This is a genomic window from Streptococcus sp. GP0011, from assembly GCF_030546305.1.
Lineage (GTDB): Bacteria > Bacillota > Bacilli > Lactobacillales > Streptococcaceae > Streptococcus.
Genome location: NZ_JAUONR010000002.1, coordinates 133,895 through 150,474, shown reverse-complemented (window position 1 = coordinate 150,474; position 16,580 = coordinate 133,895). Strand labels below are relative to the sequence as shown.

Annotated in this window: 10 protein-coding genes and 1 pseudogene; all 11 read right to left on the bottom strand. The window is 41.7% G+C overall.

The window, feature by feature from the left end; translation table 11 throughout:
• Positions 1-78: 78 nt before the first annotated feature.
• Positions 79-2,025, bottom strand: coding sequence for a DNA topoisomerase (ATP-hydrolyzing) subunit B (gene gyrB / locus Q4443_RS03050; RefSeq protein WP_042902510.1), 1,947 nt, complete (start codon positions 2,023-2,025; stop codon positions 79-81).
• 13 nt (positions 2,026-2,038) lie between these two features.
• Positions 2,039-2,602: an HAD-IA family hydrolase gene (locus Q4443_RS03045; RefSeq protein ID WP_025169033.1), complete on the bottom strand. Its 564-nt coding sequence runs from the start codon at positions 2,600-2,602 to the stop codon at positions 2,039-2,041.
• Positions 2,603-3,062: 460 nt separating this feature from the next.
• On the bottom strand, positions 3,063-7,739 hold the full coding sequence (locus tag Q4443_RS03040; RefSeq protein WP_049518970.1) for a glycoside hydrolase family 70 protein: 4,677 nt from the start codon (positions 7,737-7,739) through the stop codon (positions 3,063-3,065).
• Positions 7,740-7,825: 86 nt separating this feature from the next.
• Positions 7,826-8,689: pseudogene (locus tag Q4443_RS03035) on the bottom strand (helix-turn-helix domain-containing protein).
• Positions 8,690-9,069: 380 nt separating this feature from the next.
• Positions 9,070-9,618 (bottom strand): DJ-1 family glyoxalase III, encoded by a 549-nt coding sequence (locus Q4443_RS03030; RefSeq protein WP_049518969.1) that lies wholly within the window; start codon positions 9,616-9,618, stop codon positions 9,070-9,072.
• A 10-nt stretch (positions 9,619-9,628) separates the two neighbouring features.
• Complete coding sequence (locus Q4443_RS03025; RefSeq protein ID WP_000830420.1) at positions 9,629-10,852, bottom strand: FtsW/RodA/SpoVE family cell cycle protein; 1,224 nt, start codon at positions 10,850-10,852, stop codon at positions 9,629-9,631.
• Positions 10,853-10,857: 5 nt separating this feature from the next.
• Positions 10,858-13,350 (bottom strand): bifunctional DnaQ family exonuclease/ATP-dependent helicase, encoded by a 2,493-nt coding sequence (locus Q4443_RS03020; RefSeq protein ID WP_080978797.1) that lies wholly within the window; start codon positions 13,348-13,350, stop codon positions 10,858-10,860.
• A 196-nt stretch (positions 13,351-13,546) separates the two neighbouring features.
• Positions 13,547-14,398 (bottom strand): NAD(P)H-hydrate dehydratase, encoded by an 852-nt coding sequence (locus Q4443_RS03015; RefSeq protein WP_000863001.1) that lies wholly within the window; start codon positions 14,396-14,398, stop codon positions 13,547-13,549.
• Between the two features lie 58 nt (positions 14,399-14,456).
• The gene (locus tag Q4443_RS03010; protein ID WP_049478872.1) at positions 14,457-15,230 is read right to left on the bottom strand and encodes an HAD hydrolase family protein; all 774 of its coding nucleotides are present in this window, start codon (positions 15,228-15,230) and stop codon (positions 14,457-14,459) included.
• A 4-nt stretch (positions 15,231-15,234) separates the two neighbouring features.
• On the bottom strand, positions 15,235-16,092 hold the full coding sequence (locus Q4443_RS03005; RefSeq protein WP_000057225.1) for a bifunctional methylenetetrahydrofolate dehydrogenase/methenyltetrahydrofolate cyclohydrolase: 858 nt from the start codon (positions 16,090-16,092) through the stop codon (positions 15,235-15,237).
• A 148-nt stretch (positions 16,093-16,240) separates the two neighbouring features.
• Positions 16,241-16,561, bottom strand: coding sequence for a TfoX/Sxy family protein (locus Q4443_RS03000; protein WP_049478871.1), 321 nt, complete (start codon positions 16,559-16,561; stop codon positions 16,241-16,243).
• Positions 16,562-16,580: the final 19 nt, after the last annotated feature.

The window sequence follows — 16,580 nt, the reverse complement described above, 5'->3', positions numbered from 1 at the left end:
CAAACTCCTTTTATACTAGAAACAATCGTAATGATTATATCATATTTTTTAAACCAAGGGAACTATTTCCCACATTTTTTAGACGTCAAGTGTACTGTAAACAGCGTTTTCTTCGATGAATTCGCGACGAGGTTCTACTCGGTCCCCCATCAACATATCAAAGATCTTATCTGCTTCGGCAGCATCATCTACCGAAACACGCGCCATCAAGCGATGTTCTGGATCCATGGTTGTTTCCCACAATTGGTGGTCATCCATTTCTCCCAAACCTTTATAACGTTGGATGGTTGGTTTTGAACGCCCTTCACTGTGACGTGCTAAGGCTTCTTGGAGTTTAATTTCTTGATCTGCACCAGGTTGAATGTATTCTTTGATTTCACTTCCAACTTTAACCCCATAAATCGGTGGTTGGGCAATGTAGACATAACCAGCCTCTAAGATTGGTTTCATATAGCGATAAATCAAGGTTAGCAAGAGAGTTCGAATGTGGGCTCCATCAACATCGGCATCGGTCATCAAAACGAGTTTTTGGTAACGAGCCTTAGTGACATCAAATTCTGCACCAAATCCTGTTCCCATGGCTGTGAAAAGACTTCGAATTTCTTCGTTTGCAAGGATTTTATCCATGCTAGCTTTTTCAACGTTCAAGATCTTACCACGAATTGGAAGGATAGCCTGGAACTCACGGTTACGACCAGATTTAGCTGATCCACCAGCTGAGTCTCCTTCGACGATGAAGAGTTCGGTTTCAGCAGGATTATTAGAAGAACAGTCTGCTAGTTTTCCTGGCAAATTGGAAATTTCCAAGCCAGATTTCTTGCGCGTGACTTCACGCGCACGCTTGGCAGCTACACGAGCCTTGGCAGCCAAGATTCCTTTTTCCACGATACGCTTAGCAATCTGAGGATTTTCCATGAGAAAATCAGAGAAGGCATCGCTAAAGAGACGATTGGTGATCTTAACCACTTCGCTATTTCCCAGTTTGGTCTTGGTTTGTCCTTCAAACTGCGGATTAGGGTGCTTGACAGAGATAACAGCTGTCAATCCTTCACGGACATCTTCCCCTGTTAGGTTATCTTCATTGTCTTTTAGTAGCTTATTCTTGCGAGCATAGTCATTGATAACACGCGTCAGAGCCGTACGGAAACCTTGCTCATGCGTACCACCTTCATGGGTGTGAATGTTATTGGCGAAACTCATGACGTTTTCGTGGTAACCGGTTGTGTACTGCATGGCTACTTCAACTGTGATATCATCCATCTCACCGTCTGTGTAGATTGGTGTATCAAAGATAACATCCTTGTTCTCGTTGATATATTCAACGTAGCTAGCAATCCCACCCTCATAGTGGTAATGTTTAGTCTGTTCGAGACCATCACGCTTATCTGTGATGGAGATTTGAAGACCTCGGTTCAAAAAGGCTAGTTCTTGAATACGTTTGTTTAATTTTTCAAAGTCAAAAGTTGTTGTTTCTGTAAAAATCTCTGGATCTGGTGTGAAGTGAACTGTTGTTCCCGTTTTATCCGTATCTCCAACCACCTCAAGATCAGCAACAACATGACCACGACGGTATTCTTGGTAATGAATCTTACCGTTTTTATGGACATGAACATCTAGTTGAGTTGAAAGAGCATTTACTACTGATGAACCTACACCGTGCAATCCACCTGAAACCTTGTATCCGCCACCGCCGAATTTTCCTCCAGCGTGAAGAACTGTAAAGACGGTCTCAACAGCGGGACGTCCTGTTTTTTCCTGAATATCAACAGGAATTCCACGCCCATCATCCACAACGGTGATGGAATTATCAGGCTCTATAAAGACTTGGATGTGACTGGCAAATCCAGCTAGGGCTTCGTCAATTGAGTTATCAACGATTTCCCATACTAGATGGTGAAGACCTTCTTTTGAAGTCGATCCAATATACATACCTGGACGCATACGAACAGCTTCAAGTCCCTCCAAAACTTGAATTTGACTGGCATCATAATCTTGTGCCTGTTGATTTTTGATTTCTTCTGTCATTTTTTCCCTTTTCTTACATGTCTATTGCTTGTCTCAATGTCGCAACGTTATTAAAAAGATAGGCATCTAAGCCAGCAGCTTTACCTGCTTCTACATCAATATTTCTGTCACCAATGACTAAACCAGATGTAATATGATATTTATCACGTAAATAAATCATGGACTCAGGATCTGGTTTCCGTTTAAAGCCAGAACTGGCAGTCACCACCTCAGTGAAGTAGTTCGCTATCTGGGTCTTAGCAAGAAGTTCTAGCACTTGGTCATTTCGATGAGAAACCAAGAAATGGCGACCACCCTTGTCCGAAATGTCTTTGAGTAATTCTGGAATTCCCTCAAACAAAACTGGATGCTCTAGCTCACGCGCCTCATTTTCTTTGTAGTTCTCTAAAAAAACCTCGATATCTGGTGCAAACTTCTCGATGGCAAAAGCTGTCGAAACCTTCAAGGCTTCGTAGACGCGGTCGTGTTCTTGCTCTATTCCGTATTGGGCTAAGGTTTCTACAAAGGCTGCTGTAGAAGTCTCATAATTATCCAATAGGGTACCACCTAAATCCCATATATAGTCGTGATATTTCATACCCTTCATTATACCATTTTTTTATGAAAAAAGCGATGATTTCCTAGATTTTTCGGCTCTATAATTTCTATAGAGAGTAAAACACTATTGCATCGATGGAGCCTTTTTGTGAAGAATAGCTCCTCTATGAATAATCAAGCAAAATCTTTCTTATCTCAAATGTACAAATTAAAAAATAGAAACTACTAACAATCGCGTCATTGTTCGCAAACGAAACGCTTTTGGATTTCCAAACTTTAAAAATAGAATCCTCATTGCTTTGAATATCTCAATAGAGTGCAGAAAAAGATTATTCCAATATGGAATCTCTTGTTAATTCATTACAGTTTCCAATGATTCCATCTTTCTTTTCAATTGTCATTTATTCTCCAAACAGGCAAAAAACGATAACGTCCTTTAAAGGAGTTATCGTTTTTGTATATCGTCAGATAAAGTTTGATTTTTATTGAGCTACATTCGATTAGTTTCTTCCGAAGTTTTGACCTCTACCATCGCGGTCAAAATACATCCAACTTCCATCTTCAAGTTGAATCCATTTGCTTCGAGCCATATCCCCTGAATTGGCATCGAAATATCGACTAACTCCATTCACATCAACAACTTTTCCTTTGACTTGCTTGCCGTCTTGCGTGAAATAGAGAGTCTGTTGACCAACCTGCTGCAAGCCTGTCACTGCTTTTCCGGCTTGATCAAAATAGTACCACTCATTTTGGGAACCTTCGACAAACTTGTTGGTTGCCATCTCTCCTGAGTTAGCATCAAAGTAACGGATACTCTTATCTGAAAGTGTCACGATTTTACCCTTGACTTGCTTGCCATCTTGGTCGAAGTAAAGTGTTTGTTTGTCAATCTTTTGAAGGCCTGTCACTGCTTTACCAGTTTGGTCAAAGTAATACCATTCGTTCTTGGCACCTTCTGCAAACTTGCCGACTGCCATTTCTCCTGAGTCGGCATCAAAGTAACGGATGGATTTATCAGCCAAAGTTACTACTTTACCCTTGACTTGCTTACCATCTTGGTCAAAGTAAAGTGTTTGTTTGCCAATCTTTTGAAGACCTGTCACTGCTTTACCAGTTTTGTCAAAGTAATACCATTCGTTCTTGGCACCTTCAGCAAACTTGCCGACCGCCATTTCTCCTGAGTTGGCATCAAAGTAACGGATACTCTTATCTGAAAGTGTCACGATTTTACCCTTGACTTGCTTGCCATCTTGGTCAAAGTAAAGTGTTTGTTGACCAATCTTTTGAAGACCTGTCACTGCAACTCCATCTGCTCCGAAATAGTACCAATCACTTGGGTTATCACCTTGAGCAAAACGATTGATAACAGCATTTCCTGAATCCTTGTCAAAGTAACGAAGTTTGCCATCTTTAGCACTCACAATCTTGCCCTTAACCTGATAGCCGTTTTCATCAAAGAATTGCTGTCCATCTCCTATCTTGACAAGACCTCGAGCCATAACGCCCTTGGCATCAAAGTAACGCCAGTTTTGACCATCAGTAGTGTAGTAACGGTTGAGAACTTGGGCACCAGTTTGATCATAGTAGTACTGATTACCATTTTCATCTTCACGGATAGAATCACGAAGTTGAATACCATTCTTCAAGAAATAAACGTGCTTGCCATCAATTTCATGAGCACCTGTTACAAGATAGCCTCGTTTATCGAAGTAATACCAATTTCCATTTTCATCTTGGATAAAGGAATTTTTAGCTTGATAACCACTAGTTGAATAGAACTTAGTACCATTGGCATCACTAACAAATCCTGTGTAAGCATTCTTATTAACTAATTGCTTAGGCAATACTATCTCGCCATTTCTGTTAGTGAGATAGTCGTTGCTAGCACAGTCTTTAAGAACATAGTAAGCACCACGACCTAAGATATTGGTACCATTGAAGTACTTAGCCGACCACTTGGTAATCTTCTCATCTGTTGTCATCTTTTGACCATTGGAAATCTGTACTCGTTCAAAGATTTCTGGATATTTAGCTTTGAGCTCATCTAAGAAGGCGCCACCGTACTTACCTTGGAAATCAGTTCCATTGGTCTTACTATTAGCTACATAGAGTTTTTCCTTGATTTCTGCACCTTCACGGTAGGTTCCGTAGTTGTTGACACGTGTTGCTGTTACCACTTCCTTACCTGGTAGGTTATAGATTTGGTCTGGTACCCAGTCCGCGATGGCTTGGATATTAACACTGTGAAGCGCACGAAGAGCATTGAGCAAATCTTTTAAAGAACCATATTTATTGTTCTTGCTCATCGCCATATCATAGCGGTCTTCAAAGGCATAACCATTCTGAATGATAGAATCTAAGAAAGTACCGTCTTGGCTAGATACATACTGAGGTGGTAGCTCAAATGAAGTTACTCCCCATTCCTTGAAGAGGTTGACATTTTTAGCAATAACTTTATTGGTATATTGGTCATCGCGGGTTGCAAAGTCTTGGAAGTTAGAAAATCCTTCGTAAATCAACTGAGAATCAAGGGCTGCGCTAGATTCGTAGACCTGACCACTAGCGTTTTTCTTCTTGCTTGCTGTTGTACGAGCATCCTGATCTGCCTTAGCGCCAACTGGTACCCAAACAGCCAGATATCCAGAAACCTGTACATTGCTATAGCCTGCAATATCATTCATATCAAAGGTTAAAATACCATTAGCATCTGTCTTCTTCCAGAGCGATTGCGGCACTTCTTCGTCAGTTAGATAGCGGGAAATGCCATCTTTGGTCGTCAAAAGCACAGGGCGATAGTATTGATTCTTGTGGGCTGCTCCCATATTGACTTGCAGTTTATCCCATTCGTTCAGTTTCAGGTTAGGGTTGTTAGAAGCAATAACAGCCATCCCTTGAGTACGAGTTTCTGCTGTTCCTTCATCTGTTGCTTCATTGGCACCAGTACCGTAGCGCACAGAAGTCAAAATACCATTGTAAGACCATTTATCAGCCTCACGAGGTACACCCATATATGTGACTTTCATGTCTTGTCCACCTGCTACATACTTAATACGAGCACGCAACAAGGCATCGATAGCATCGTGGTAAGGAGATTTTTTCTCCATGTATTGACCATCATCGGTATAGAGGTCACCATAGTAGACCCGAGTGATAGAGTCTTTATTGGAGAGCATGAGGGCATGAGCAGTTGGGATGTTGAACTGCGTATACTTCTTGTCTGCCTTACGCATATCTTCGTTGTAGATCTTGAAGGCTTGCTTGAGTTCATCCATGGTAAAGGTCAAACCATCCGTATTTGGATTGATATTTTCTCGGATGATGTCAGCAATAACAGTTTGTACTTCACTGTCATGAGCCCGAACAAAGATATAGTTAGCCATCCGTTCGCCATTTTTCTTTTCAGAAGAACGGTCATTTAGACTATTTGTAATCGTAGGCTCTACTCCGCTACGGATAGATAGATTACGCATGAATGAATAAAGCAAGGACAAGCGTAGCTTGTTGTCAATTGCTAGTTGAGCACCTTTAGTATCTTTGTTGTAGTCAGGATCGTTATCAGACCAAGCTTCCAAGATAGACAAATGCTTGATAGCTTCTTCTTCACTTTCTCCCACCTTGTAGCGAGACTTGAAGTAGTCAGATGCGATTTGGAGCAAGTCTGCGTTGACATTGTCCACCGCATCGACACGAACTCCATCAAAATTAGCAGTCGGATCATTGGCTACGATGCTTCCAAAGTTCATCATAAAATGCAACCAGTTGAGTTGTTCGGCTTGAACAGCTGGATTAGAGTTGTCAAAGTCGTTAGCGAGCAAGAACTCATAACCACCATTTGACTTGTCAATGAAGTACTTAGGTGTACCTGTTTGACTAGTAGGGGTACGGTTAAGCAGACGGAACTTAGAGTCAGCATGAGGGCTCTTCTCATTATTGGTATAAAGCAAAGCTCCACCCTGCAAGTGGTCCTTTTTAGTACCAGTTGTTTCAGACTCTGTCTTGATATTCCAGTTTGGCTGGGTTTTGACAAAGGCACCCATCAGCGTTCTCAACCATTTGGTATCGCCTTCTTTACCAATTTTTTCCTCAATTTTGCGCTGAACCTGCTGAGAAGCTCCTGTCAGGAGAGCTTGTTCAACTTTGTTTTCAAAAGCACCTGCTCCCAGACCTTGTTGGTTCATATAGTTGAGGTAATTAATCTGAGTACGTTTATCAGGCCACCAAGCCATCAAAAGGGGACGTAAGTCTGTTTCTGTCGAAGCCGTCCATGTTTTTCCATCTTTTAAGATGAACTTTGGACGATACCAGCTATCTGCTGTCAAATAACCGTCTACAGTTTCGATATCCTTGTCAGTCGTACCGTAAAAAGCATTCTTTTGAGAGAATTCATTATTGAGACTGCTGGTTCCTTGTTGGAACTGATATTCATTTGAATCAACTAAGGCACCAGTTTCTGCATCAAAATAAAGTATTCTACCATTAAGTTCAACTGCAAAGTTCTTTTTAACTGTACCATCGTCCTGAACATAGTAATTTTTACCATCAATGGTCTTAATATGAGATAGGACATCATCATCATCATGGTCAGCATTTACAGGTGCAGGTTGAGCCTGATCTGCTACCATTCTTTCAGCTACTGCTCCTTGTTTTTGAGCAGGTTCGGGCAAGCGATCTTTCTTTGCAACCTTTGGATTTGCAACAATCTTGTCTGCAACAGCCGTTTTTTCTCGTTTGTCGCCTTCTTGGTCTTGGGCAGTTGTTGGCCCTGCTTGTTTATTCTGCTCTGCTACTTCTGTTTTAGGAGTTTCTGTGATTGCATTAGCAGCTTTAACTTCTTCAGCAACAGCAGCCTTTTCTGTAGATGCTTCTTTCGTATCTGCTGGTTTAGCAGACTTATCACTAGCAGTAGCATCGCCTGTCACCTTGTCTGCAGGGGTTGCTTTTTCTGCTTCTTGCTCAGATGCTATTTTAGCTTGGGCTGGAGTTTGCTGACCCGGACCACTAGTCTGAGCTGTAGCAGGTTCTTGAACTACAACCTGCTTTACATCATCCGCATGGACAACGCCTGGTTCTAGACCAAGTACCTTTGGTGCTACAATAAGGGCCAAGGTAGTCAAAGCAATGGCTACCCAGTTTTTCTTAACTTTATGCATCTTATAATGAATCTTTTTCTCCATCATAAAGCCTCCTTCTGAATTTAGTATAAAGTTATGCCCTTATTCTAGTATATTTTTCAAAATGATCATTTTTTGTTGCACATCTACAACTATGAAAGGCAAATTCTTTCAAACTGTTCTTTAAGCTTTTGGGCAACACCAAAGGAATCTAAAAATTCAAAAAAAGATAGGCATTGCTCGATGTCACTGAGAGCATTAGTATTCCCAACCTTGTAGGCATACAGAGCCCTATGATACTTAATCAGCGTTCGATCATATAGATCTGTTTCAGGAATTTTAGAGTGATCGAGATAATTGAGAAACCTCATAGCAACTAGCAGATGGTTTCCTTCTATACAGACGCTAATGACATTAAGTAGCATCTTGATAATACGGCGGCGATTTTCAGGTAGGTTGTTATAAAACTGGGTACGATTGATCATCTCACTAGCGAAGGTTTCCAGCGTTTCCAAGGTCATCAAATCAACACTGTTTGTAAAGAGCCAGAGTTCATAACGCCCCCACTCCTCAACAGAAAAGAGATGATCCGTCAGAAATTCTATATCCTTCTTGCTAATCTGAAAATCTGAGCAACAGGAAGACAAGAGGGCTCTGACAATGATCGTATTGAGTTTATAGTTTTTCTTCTCAGGAAACTGTTCGGTCAAAGCTTCTGAGCTTGACAAAATATTTTGGAGCTTGACAACATTGTTTTCCTGATATGCATCAGCTACTTTTTTTGAGAACAGCACATCATCTGAATCAATGTAATTATGGTAAACATACTGAAACTCCTCTAGGGAAACGGCCATATTTTTTAAACATCAATAAAAAGAATCAAGTGTGATCCCATTGACTCCCCGTTCAAAACGGGATAGCTGAGCCACGGAAATATCACCAGCAGCCACCTCTTTCAGGGACATTTTTTTTGATTCTCTAATGACTTTGAATATTTTTCCAAATGCTTTCAACATATCACTCCCCCAGTTTCGTATATGCAAAAAAATTCTTACTAATTTTAATATACTAGTAACACGTTTCAATTATATTACAGAGAAAGTACTTTATATTTCAAATTAATACAAGCAGATTAATTCGCATGATAAGATCGTTTAATATAGCATTTATTGAATATTATATCTTTTTCATGAAACTATTGATTTCAGTAACAATCTGAAGTATTCTATCTAACAACCTGAAAACACTAACATTTCTAGAGATTGATTTCCTTCTTATGCTAGACAAAGCTTGATTGATTTATAAAAGTTTGATATAAAATCGCAAGACAATCATATGAAACATTTTTAGACACGGAGTAAATAAAAAAAACGAGAGCCGAACTCTCGTCTTACTGTTAATTTCCAAAGACATCTCGATAGAGCATGCCGTCTCGTAAACTTTCAGCATCTCCTCCCAATTGCTCTACCAACTCATAGGCAAAGGCAAGTGCGGTTGACGGTCCTCGGCTAGTTGTTAGATTGCCATCCACAACTACTGTTTGCTTTTGATAAATTCCGTCAGTAATTTGCTCCTGAACTCCGTCATAACAAGTAAAGTGCTTGTCTTTCAGGACACCTGCTTGATGAAGAGCGATTGGGGCTGCACAGATGGCAGCAATTTTCTTTCCAGCTTGGTCAAAGGCTTTAATCTCAGAAATGAGGGCTGGATTATCCCGTAGGTGAGCTGATCCTGGCATGCCACCTGGAAGAACGACCAAGTCATAGTCAGACAAATCACCATCAAAGATACGGTCGGCTTTTACCTGAATGCCATGCGATCCTGTCACCTGCTCTTCAAATCCTACCATATCACATGTAATGTTTGCTCGACGCAAGACATCAACTACTGTCAAGGCTTCGATTTCTTCAAAACCCTGGGCTAAGATAACTGCTACTGTTGCCATAGTGGCCTCCTTATTTGATTTGTTTTAGGACGACTTTCTTTCGTTTGAATGGAACTTTTCCACTTTTCTCCTCCGCTAGGTTTGTCTGGTAACTCATAGACAAGAGGAGACCGACACCGATGAGGTTACTAATAATTGCGGATCCCCCTTGAGAAATAAATGGTAGAGGAATCCCTGTCAAAGGAAGTAAGCCTGTCACAGCGCCGATATTTTCAAAGATATGGAAGAGCAACATCATGATAAAACCAGTCGAAATGTAGGTGTAGAACTGGTTATTTGACCTGAGCGTAATCTTCAACATACGGTAGATGAGAAGCAAGTATAAAGCAACCACAAAGACTGAACCAATAAAGCCAAAGTCTTCTGCAATTACGGTGAAAATCATATCACTCTCACGTACTGGAATGAGGAGATTGGACACATTGAAACCTTGTCCAAACAAGCCACCACTTCCAATCGCAATTTGTCCCTGCGCCTGTTGATATGTTGTTGTTTGTGCAAAGTCAAAGGGATTGAGCCAAGCCAAGATGCGGTTGATCTGGTAGGTTGGCATCCCAATCTGATGCAAGAAGGCACGTCCATCCTTGCTTATAAAGATGGCCATGAAGCCTACAACAGCAGTCACTCCTGTCGCAAAAACAGGAATGATAATCTTCCACGAAACACCTGAAAGGAGAACCATACCGGAAAAAATAGCTACGAAGACCAAGGCAGTCCCTAAGTCACTTTGTAGGGCTAAGAGGATCAAGACTGGTATGGTAAAGGCGATCATCCAACCAATCAGTAGGAAATCCAAGGGAATAGTCCGTCGCCATTCCTTGTGTTTTTGAGTGAATCTTACAATGGCTCGAGCCAACATCAAGATATAGGAAATCTTCATGAATTCCGATGGCTGGAAAAGTGTCGTTCCACCAATCGATACCCAGTTCTTGGCACCTGTTGACGCTACAAGATTTGGATTGTAGAAAACAAGAGGTAGGACCATCAAAGCTAGCCCTAGACCATAAAGATAGGGAGTCACCTTCCATAAAAACTCGGTATTAAAGAACATGACCACAAATCCAATGACAAGCCCCAAGGAAATCCAAGCGATTTGCTGACCTAGAATTGGTAATACATTATTTGGATAGTCATGACTAACTGCTATATAAATGGCCACTACTCCAATCACCAGTAAACAAAACACTGGTAGAAGAAGACTATAGTCGACTCGAGAGTCGAAGGAACGTTTCATATTTTTTACCTTTTCTCTTTCTGGGATTTTTCTTTCATTCTATTGCGACGAGATTGGAGAAATTCAGCTACAGCAGGCTCTAGCTGTTCTCTAGAAAGAACCTGAACAGCCCTTTCTTTTGACAAGGCCTGAGCGATTTGTTTGCCGTAACGCTTGCTAACGACACGACTATCTAAGATAACAGCAACCGAACCTTGGTCAGATCTTCTAACAGTACGGCCCAGAGCTTGTTTTAGCCGAATGATCGCCATCGGCAACTGATAATCATAGAAAGGATTTTTCCCTTCTTGACGCAGTTCTTGGTTTAATTTTTTGGTTAAAGGCTCTTGGGGATTTTGGAAAGGCAATCTCGGAATCACTTGAATCACGCAAGGATGGGTTGAAAAATCAACCCCTTCCCAGAAACTACCTGTTCCAAGCAAGATCTGGCGTTCGCCCTTTTCAAAACGTTTTTTCAGTTGGCTTGGTTCCCCATTTTTATACTGAGCTAGATGCGGTTGGTCGAGCAGGTCCGAAACTGCCAGCAACATTTCTTTTGAGGTAAACAAGACCAATAAGGGTTCTTGAAAGGCTTGTAAGCTTCGAATGACAGAAGCCACTTCACTAGCATAGTCAAAAGGCGAAACTTCTGTCACAAGAGGAAAGTCATTGACTAGAAAGACTTCTTGTTGCTCCTGCTTTGCTACATCAAGCCTAACAAGTGGAGCTTCTGAAAAGCCCAATAAATCTGCTAGGGAAACCCGATTGCTGATTTCAAGAGTGGCCGATACTCCTAGAAGTCTACAATCTTCTGGCAATAGGTCTGCTAGTATAAAGCGGCCTTTTTTGCTTGAACAAATCAAGACATCCTTGCTCGATTTCTCTGCTGTAGCAAGCCAAAATTCACGGTCCGAGGTGAAAAAGTTTGCAAGCTCTCGATACTCTGGGAGAGCTAACTCCGAAAAATGCTGGCGCAAGTGTTCGAGAGAATCCAACCACTTTCCATTCTTAAGGCCTGACTGATAGTGCTCCATCAAGTAACGACATTCAAAACCTATACTCTCAAGCAAGCGTTTCTGAACCAAATCTTCCTCTGACTCTAAGGACTTTTCAATTTGAGTTACAAGTTCCTCAAGGCGGTAAGCCTGCTGGGCTAGATTTTCAAGGGCTAGCAGCATTTTTTGAGCTTCATCCAAGATCACCAAACGGTTGTCGATAAACTCTGGATTGTCTTCCAAACGTGTGACCAGATAGGCATGATTAGTCAAGAGAACGCGACTGGTCTTGGCCTTTTCCTGCCCTCGTTTCCAAAAATCCTCTGTGGCAAATAAACTTTTCTTTGAAAGCTTGCCATCGTGGACTAGTTCTGGCAGAAAGTGCTGGTAGCGATAAAGTTGCCCGATTTCGTCCAAATCACCAGTCTCTGTCTCCGTTAGCCAGATGAGCAGTTGCATTTTAAATCGTGTGAAAAGACGATTGGACTCCGGTCGATGGAGGACTCGGTGAAAGGCATCCAGTTTCAAGTAATTTTGAGGACCCTTGAGACTATGAATTTCCAGATGGAAGACCTCTTTTAAGCGCTGACCTTCTTCTTGCATGATTTGATTTTGAAGAATTTTGGTCGGAACACTCACTAGAATCCCTGCTTGACTCTCCAAGTTCAAAGCTGGGAGGAGATAACCATAAGTCTTGCCCAGTCCTGTTTGAGCTTGGATAAAGGAAGTCTGGTCTTCTTCCAATAATTGCTCAACCTTCTCCGCAAATTCCATCTGTTGCGGTCGCTCCTCCAGCCCCAATAAAGAAATGTTTTTAGCAAAGTCTTTGGATAACTTTCGTGGGACTAAGCCTTTGCTTTCCTTTTTGAGGAAAAGCCCATGAAACTCCATCAAGTCGGGCGAAGATAAGAGAGATTGTTGCTGATAGGCCTCCTCAATCACAAGATAACTTTCATAGAGAAGGTTGTCTGCAAGGTTTAATAAGCTTTCTAAAAGCCCTTTAGGTAGCTCAAAAAGTTTTTGACGCATGTAAAGCAAGAGTTCTGCTGTCGCCTGAGCATCTGACAGGGCAGTATGGGCATGTTCCAGCTCAATGCCCAACTCTTGACAAAGGATACCTAAGTTATACTTTTCAAACTGAGGATACAGAACTTGGGCTAGCTCAACTGTATCCACCCGCGGTGTACGCAATTCATATCCTTCAAAAAAGAGAAATTCCGCAAGAAGGTTGGCATCAAACTGTACATTGTGCGCAACAAAAATACCGTCCTTAACCAATTCAAAAATTTTTCCAGCCACCTGAGAAAACTCTGGTGCCGCAGCCAAACGCTGATCGGTCAGACCCGTTAATTCTTTGATATGAGAATCCAAGGGTTCATGGGGATTGACATCAGTCGCATACTGATCGATGATGTCACCATTCTCAATCACCACAATGCCTACTTGAATAATTTTTGCCTTGCTTCCGGTGCTGGTCGCCTCTAAATCAACGACCACATACCGATCATTTCTTGCATTCATCATTAAAAATTATATCAAAAAAAGCATGATTTGACACCCCTCAACTTTGATAACAATCTCGCTTTCCTTGCGAGTTTGAGTAAAAATCAAGACCTTAAAAGAGAGAATTTCACGCAAGTTCAGCAGTTGGTCGCTGGTTCTGAGGTATTTGAAAACTTTATCAACAAAGCTACATCAACATAAAAAGACAACCAAGATATTAGCTGCCTTTTTGAGATATTTTTTTCATTGTTTTCGGAAGAGCCTTGCTAATTTCTGTTGGCAAGACAAGGTAGTTTTCTTGAGCTAGTTCTTGCGCAATAGCTGAATGAAGGTGAGTTGCTGTCACCACTCTCTGATAGAGACTGACTTGGTGAAACTGACCTGCAAAACCTGCAATCATCCCAGCCAGAGTATCTCCCATCCCACCAGTCGCTTGATAGGGACCTCCAACCTCTAACTGATAATATTCAGGCTGACCAGCTTTCCAGATACGAGTTGCTGGACCCTTCTCGACTAGAATCGTTCCTTGAGGAAAAGTAGAAAGAGCCCTAGCAGTCGTCTCTTTATTTTGATGGTCAAGAACTATACCAGACAGTCTTTCCCATTCCTTTTGGTGGGGAGTTAGGATGAGCTGACTGGAAGGAAATGGTAACTGGCCGTTTGCTAAGATGCCCAAAGCACCGCCGTCTGCAATCAAAATCTGGTCTTTTCTAAGGCTGTCAAAGACTCGTTTTACGAGTTCTTCTCCAAATGCATCCTCTCGCAAACCCGGACCTAACAAGACAACTTCTGCCTTTTCCAACTGCTCTTTTAACAATTGCTGGTCTTGAAGAGAAAATGCCATGGCCTCAGGTAAATGACTGTGTAGAGCAAGGATATTTTCCCTATCTGTTCCAACGGTCACCAATCCTGCACCACTTTTGACAGTTGCAATGGCTGACATGATGATAGCTCCCCCATAAGGATAGGTCCCTCCCAGCAAGAGCAGGCGACCGTAATCTCCCTTATGACTGTGACGAGAACGTTCAATAATGACTTTTTCTAATAAAGCTTGATCAATCACTTTCATCGTTTTTTCCCCTCTCACTCCATTATACTACAAAAGGAGGCTAGAACCTCCTTCTACACTATTTTCCCTTAAATTCCGCAAAGGTCTGTAAGATTTTAGCTGCCACTGCTGGAGAAGGAGCTCCTTTTAGCTCTAACGTGTCATCTGCATATGGAGTAAGGCCGGCAAAATCTCCTATCTGGACAGAATAGAGAGACGTTTTAAATAGTTCAATATCGTTTTGGTCATTTCCAAAAGCGATGAAGTTCTCCCCACATAATTTTTCAACAGTTGTCGCCTTATGAGTATCCAAGGGATTAACATAAAGGCACTTTTCATGCGCATGATAGGAGAGATAAGCCTGCCCCAGTCTTTCTAACTGACCAAGTAGATCATCAAGCAACTCCTCATGGTCACCCATATAAACGACTACCTTAATCGGAGTCCCTAAGTCCTCAAGTTTCTGATGACGAGCCACCTTTAGGGGATCCACACTGGAGAAAAATGGAATCTTCTCTACAATCTGACCACTATAGTCAAAGCAATCATCTACAAAGAAAGGGAGATTATAAGTCTGGCAATAATCCACTAGCGCATGATAAACTCTAGCATCGAGATTCCTTTCGAAGATAGCCTTCCCCAAATGATAGGCTACGCCACCATTCAACCCTATGACCAAGCGCTGACTGAGTTTAGGGCCTAATAAACCCAAGCAATCCCGATAAGAGCGAGCTGAGGCAAACACAAGCTCATGCCCATAATCTTCAGCCTTTAAAAGAACCTGCTGAATCTCCTCATCAATAGTCATGTAGTCAAAAGATAGCGTTCCATCCAGGTCAAATACGAATTTCATCTTCCTAGTCCTTGTTTAGTGTTCGAAGCGCTGCCTGATAGGTTTGCTCCATTAGCATGGTAATAGTCATAGGACCAACTCCACCCGGTACAGGTGTGATGTGGCTAGCAAGTGGTGCAACAGCATCATAATCAACATCTCCACAAAGCTTGCCATTTTCATCTCGGTTCATCCCAACATCAATGACAACCGCTCCTGGTTTGACAAAGTCAGCAGTCACAAACTTAGCGCGACCGATTGCAACCACAAGAATATCCGCCTTAGCAGCAACCTTGGCAAGATGATGGGTACGTGAGTGGGTCAAGGTCACAGTCGCATTCTTGGCTAAAAGAAGTTGGGCCATCGGTTTTCCAACGATATTTGAACGACCGATAACAACCGCATTTTTACCTTCTAGATCAATCCCATATTCATGAAACATCTCCATAATTCCTGCAGGTGTTGAAGGAATCATAACTGGATGACCAGACCAGAGGCGACCCATGTTTAGAGGATGAAAACCATCCACGTCTTTTTCGGGGTCAATGGCTAATAACACTGCCTCTTCATCGATATGTTTTGGCAAAGGTAATTGAACCAAAATCCCATGCCAAGCTGGATCTTGATTGTATTTGGCAATCAAGTCTAACAATTCCGCTTGGGTAATGGTCTCTGGAACTCGCACTACTTCACTACGGAAGCCAGCAGCGAGAGCTGACCGTTCCTTGTTTCGAACGTAGACTTGGCTGGCAGGATTGTCCCCCACCAAAATCACTACCAATCCTGGAACTAGACCTGTTTCTTCTTTTAGTTTGGCAGTCTTTTCAGCCAACTGTCCTTGTAACTTAGCTGCAAGAGCCTTCCCATCAATAATCTGTGCCATATCTCTTCTCTTTTCTATCAAATATCCTCTATTATATCAAAAAATACCTTGCCATTCTAACATTTCTTGCCTAATGGACCTTATAGTCTGAAACTATAAGAAAAAGCCCTTATCGAGCTTTTATGCCTATTTATACTAGGTAAATCTGTCATGCTTTCTTTTTGATTTTTGGAGCCGGTAAGACTTCATACATCTCCTTGATTAATCTCATTAGAAATGATTTATCTTCAATGTCTTCTATCAAAATCATCTCCTTAGCTCCTTCATAAGGACGTTCAAACCTAGTCTGTCCCAGTTGATCCATGACCAGCTTCACAGGCTTCAGTAACAAACGATTATCATAGATTCCCCCAATAATCTTCCCACGATAATAAAGGATATACTCTCCCATCATTGGACGATAACTCATCTCCTCTAGCTCTGATAGCTGTTCGAGAATAAAATCTAAATATTCTTTACTGGAAGCCATGATGCCTACTCCATTTCTT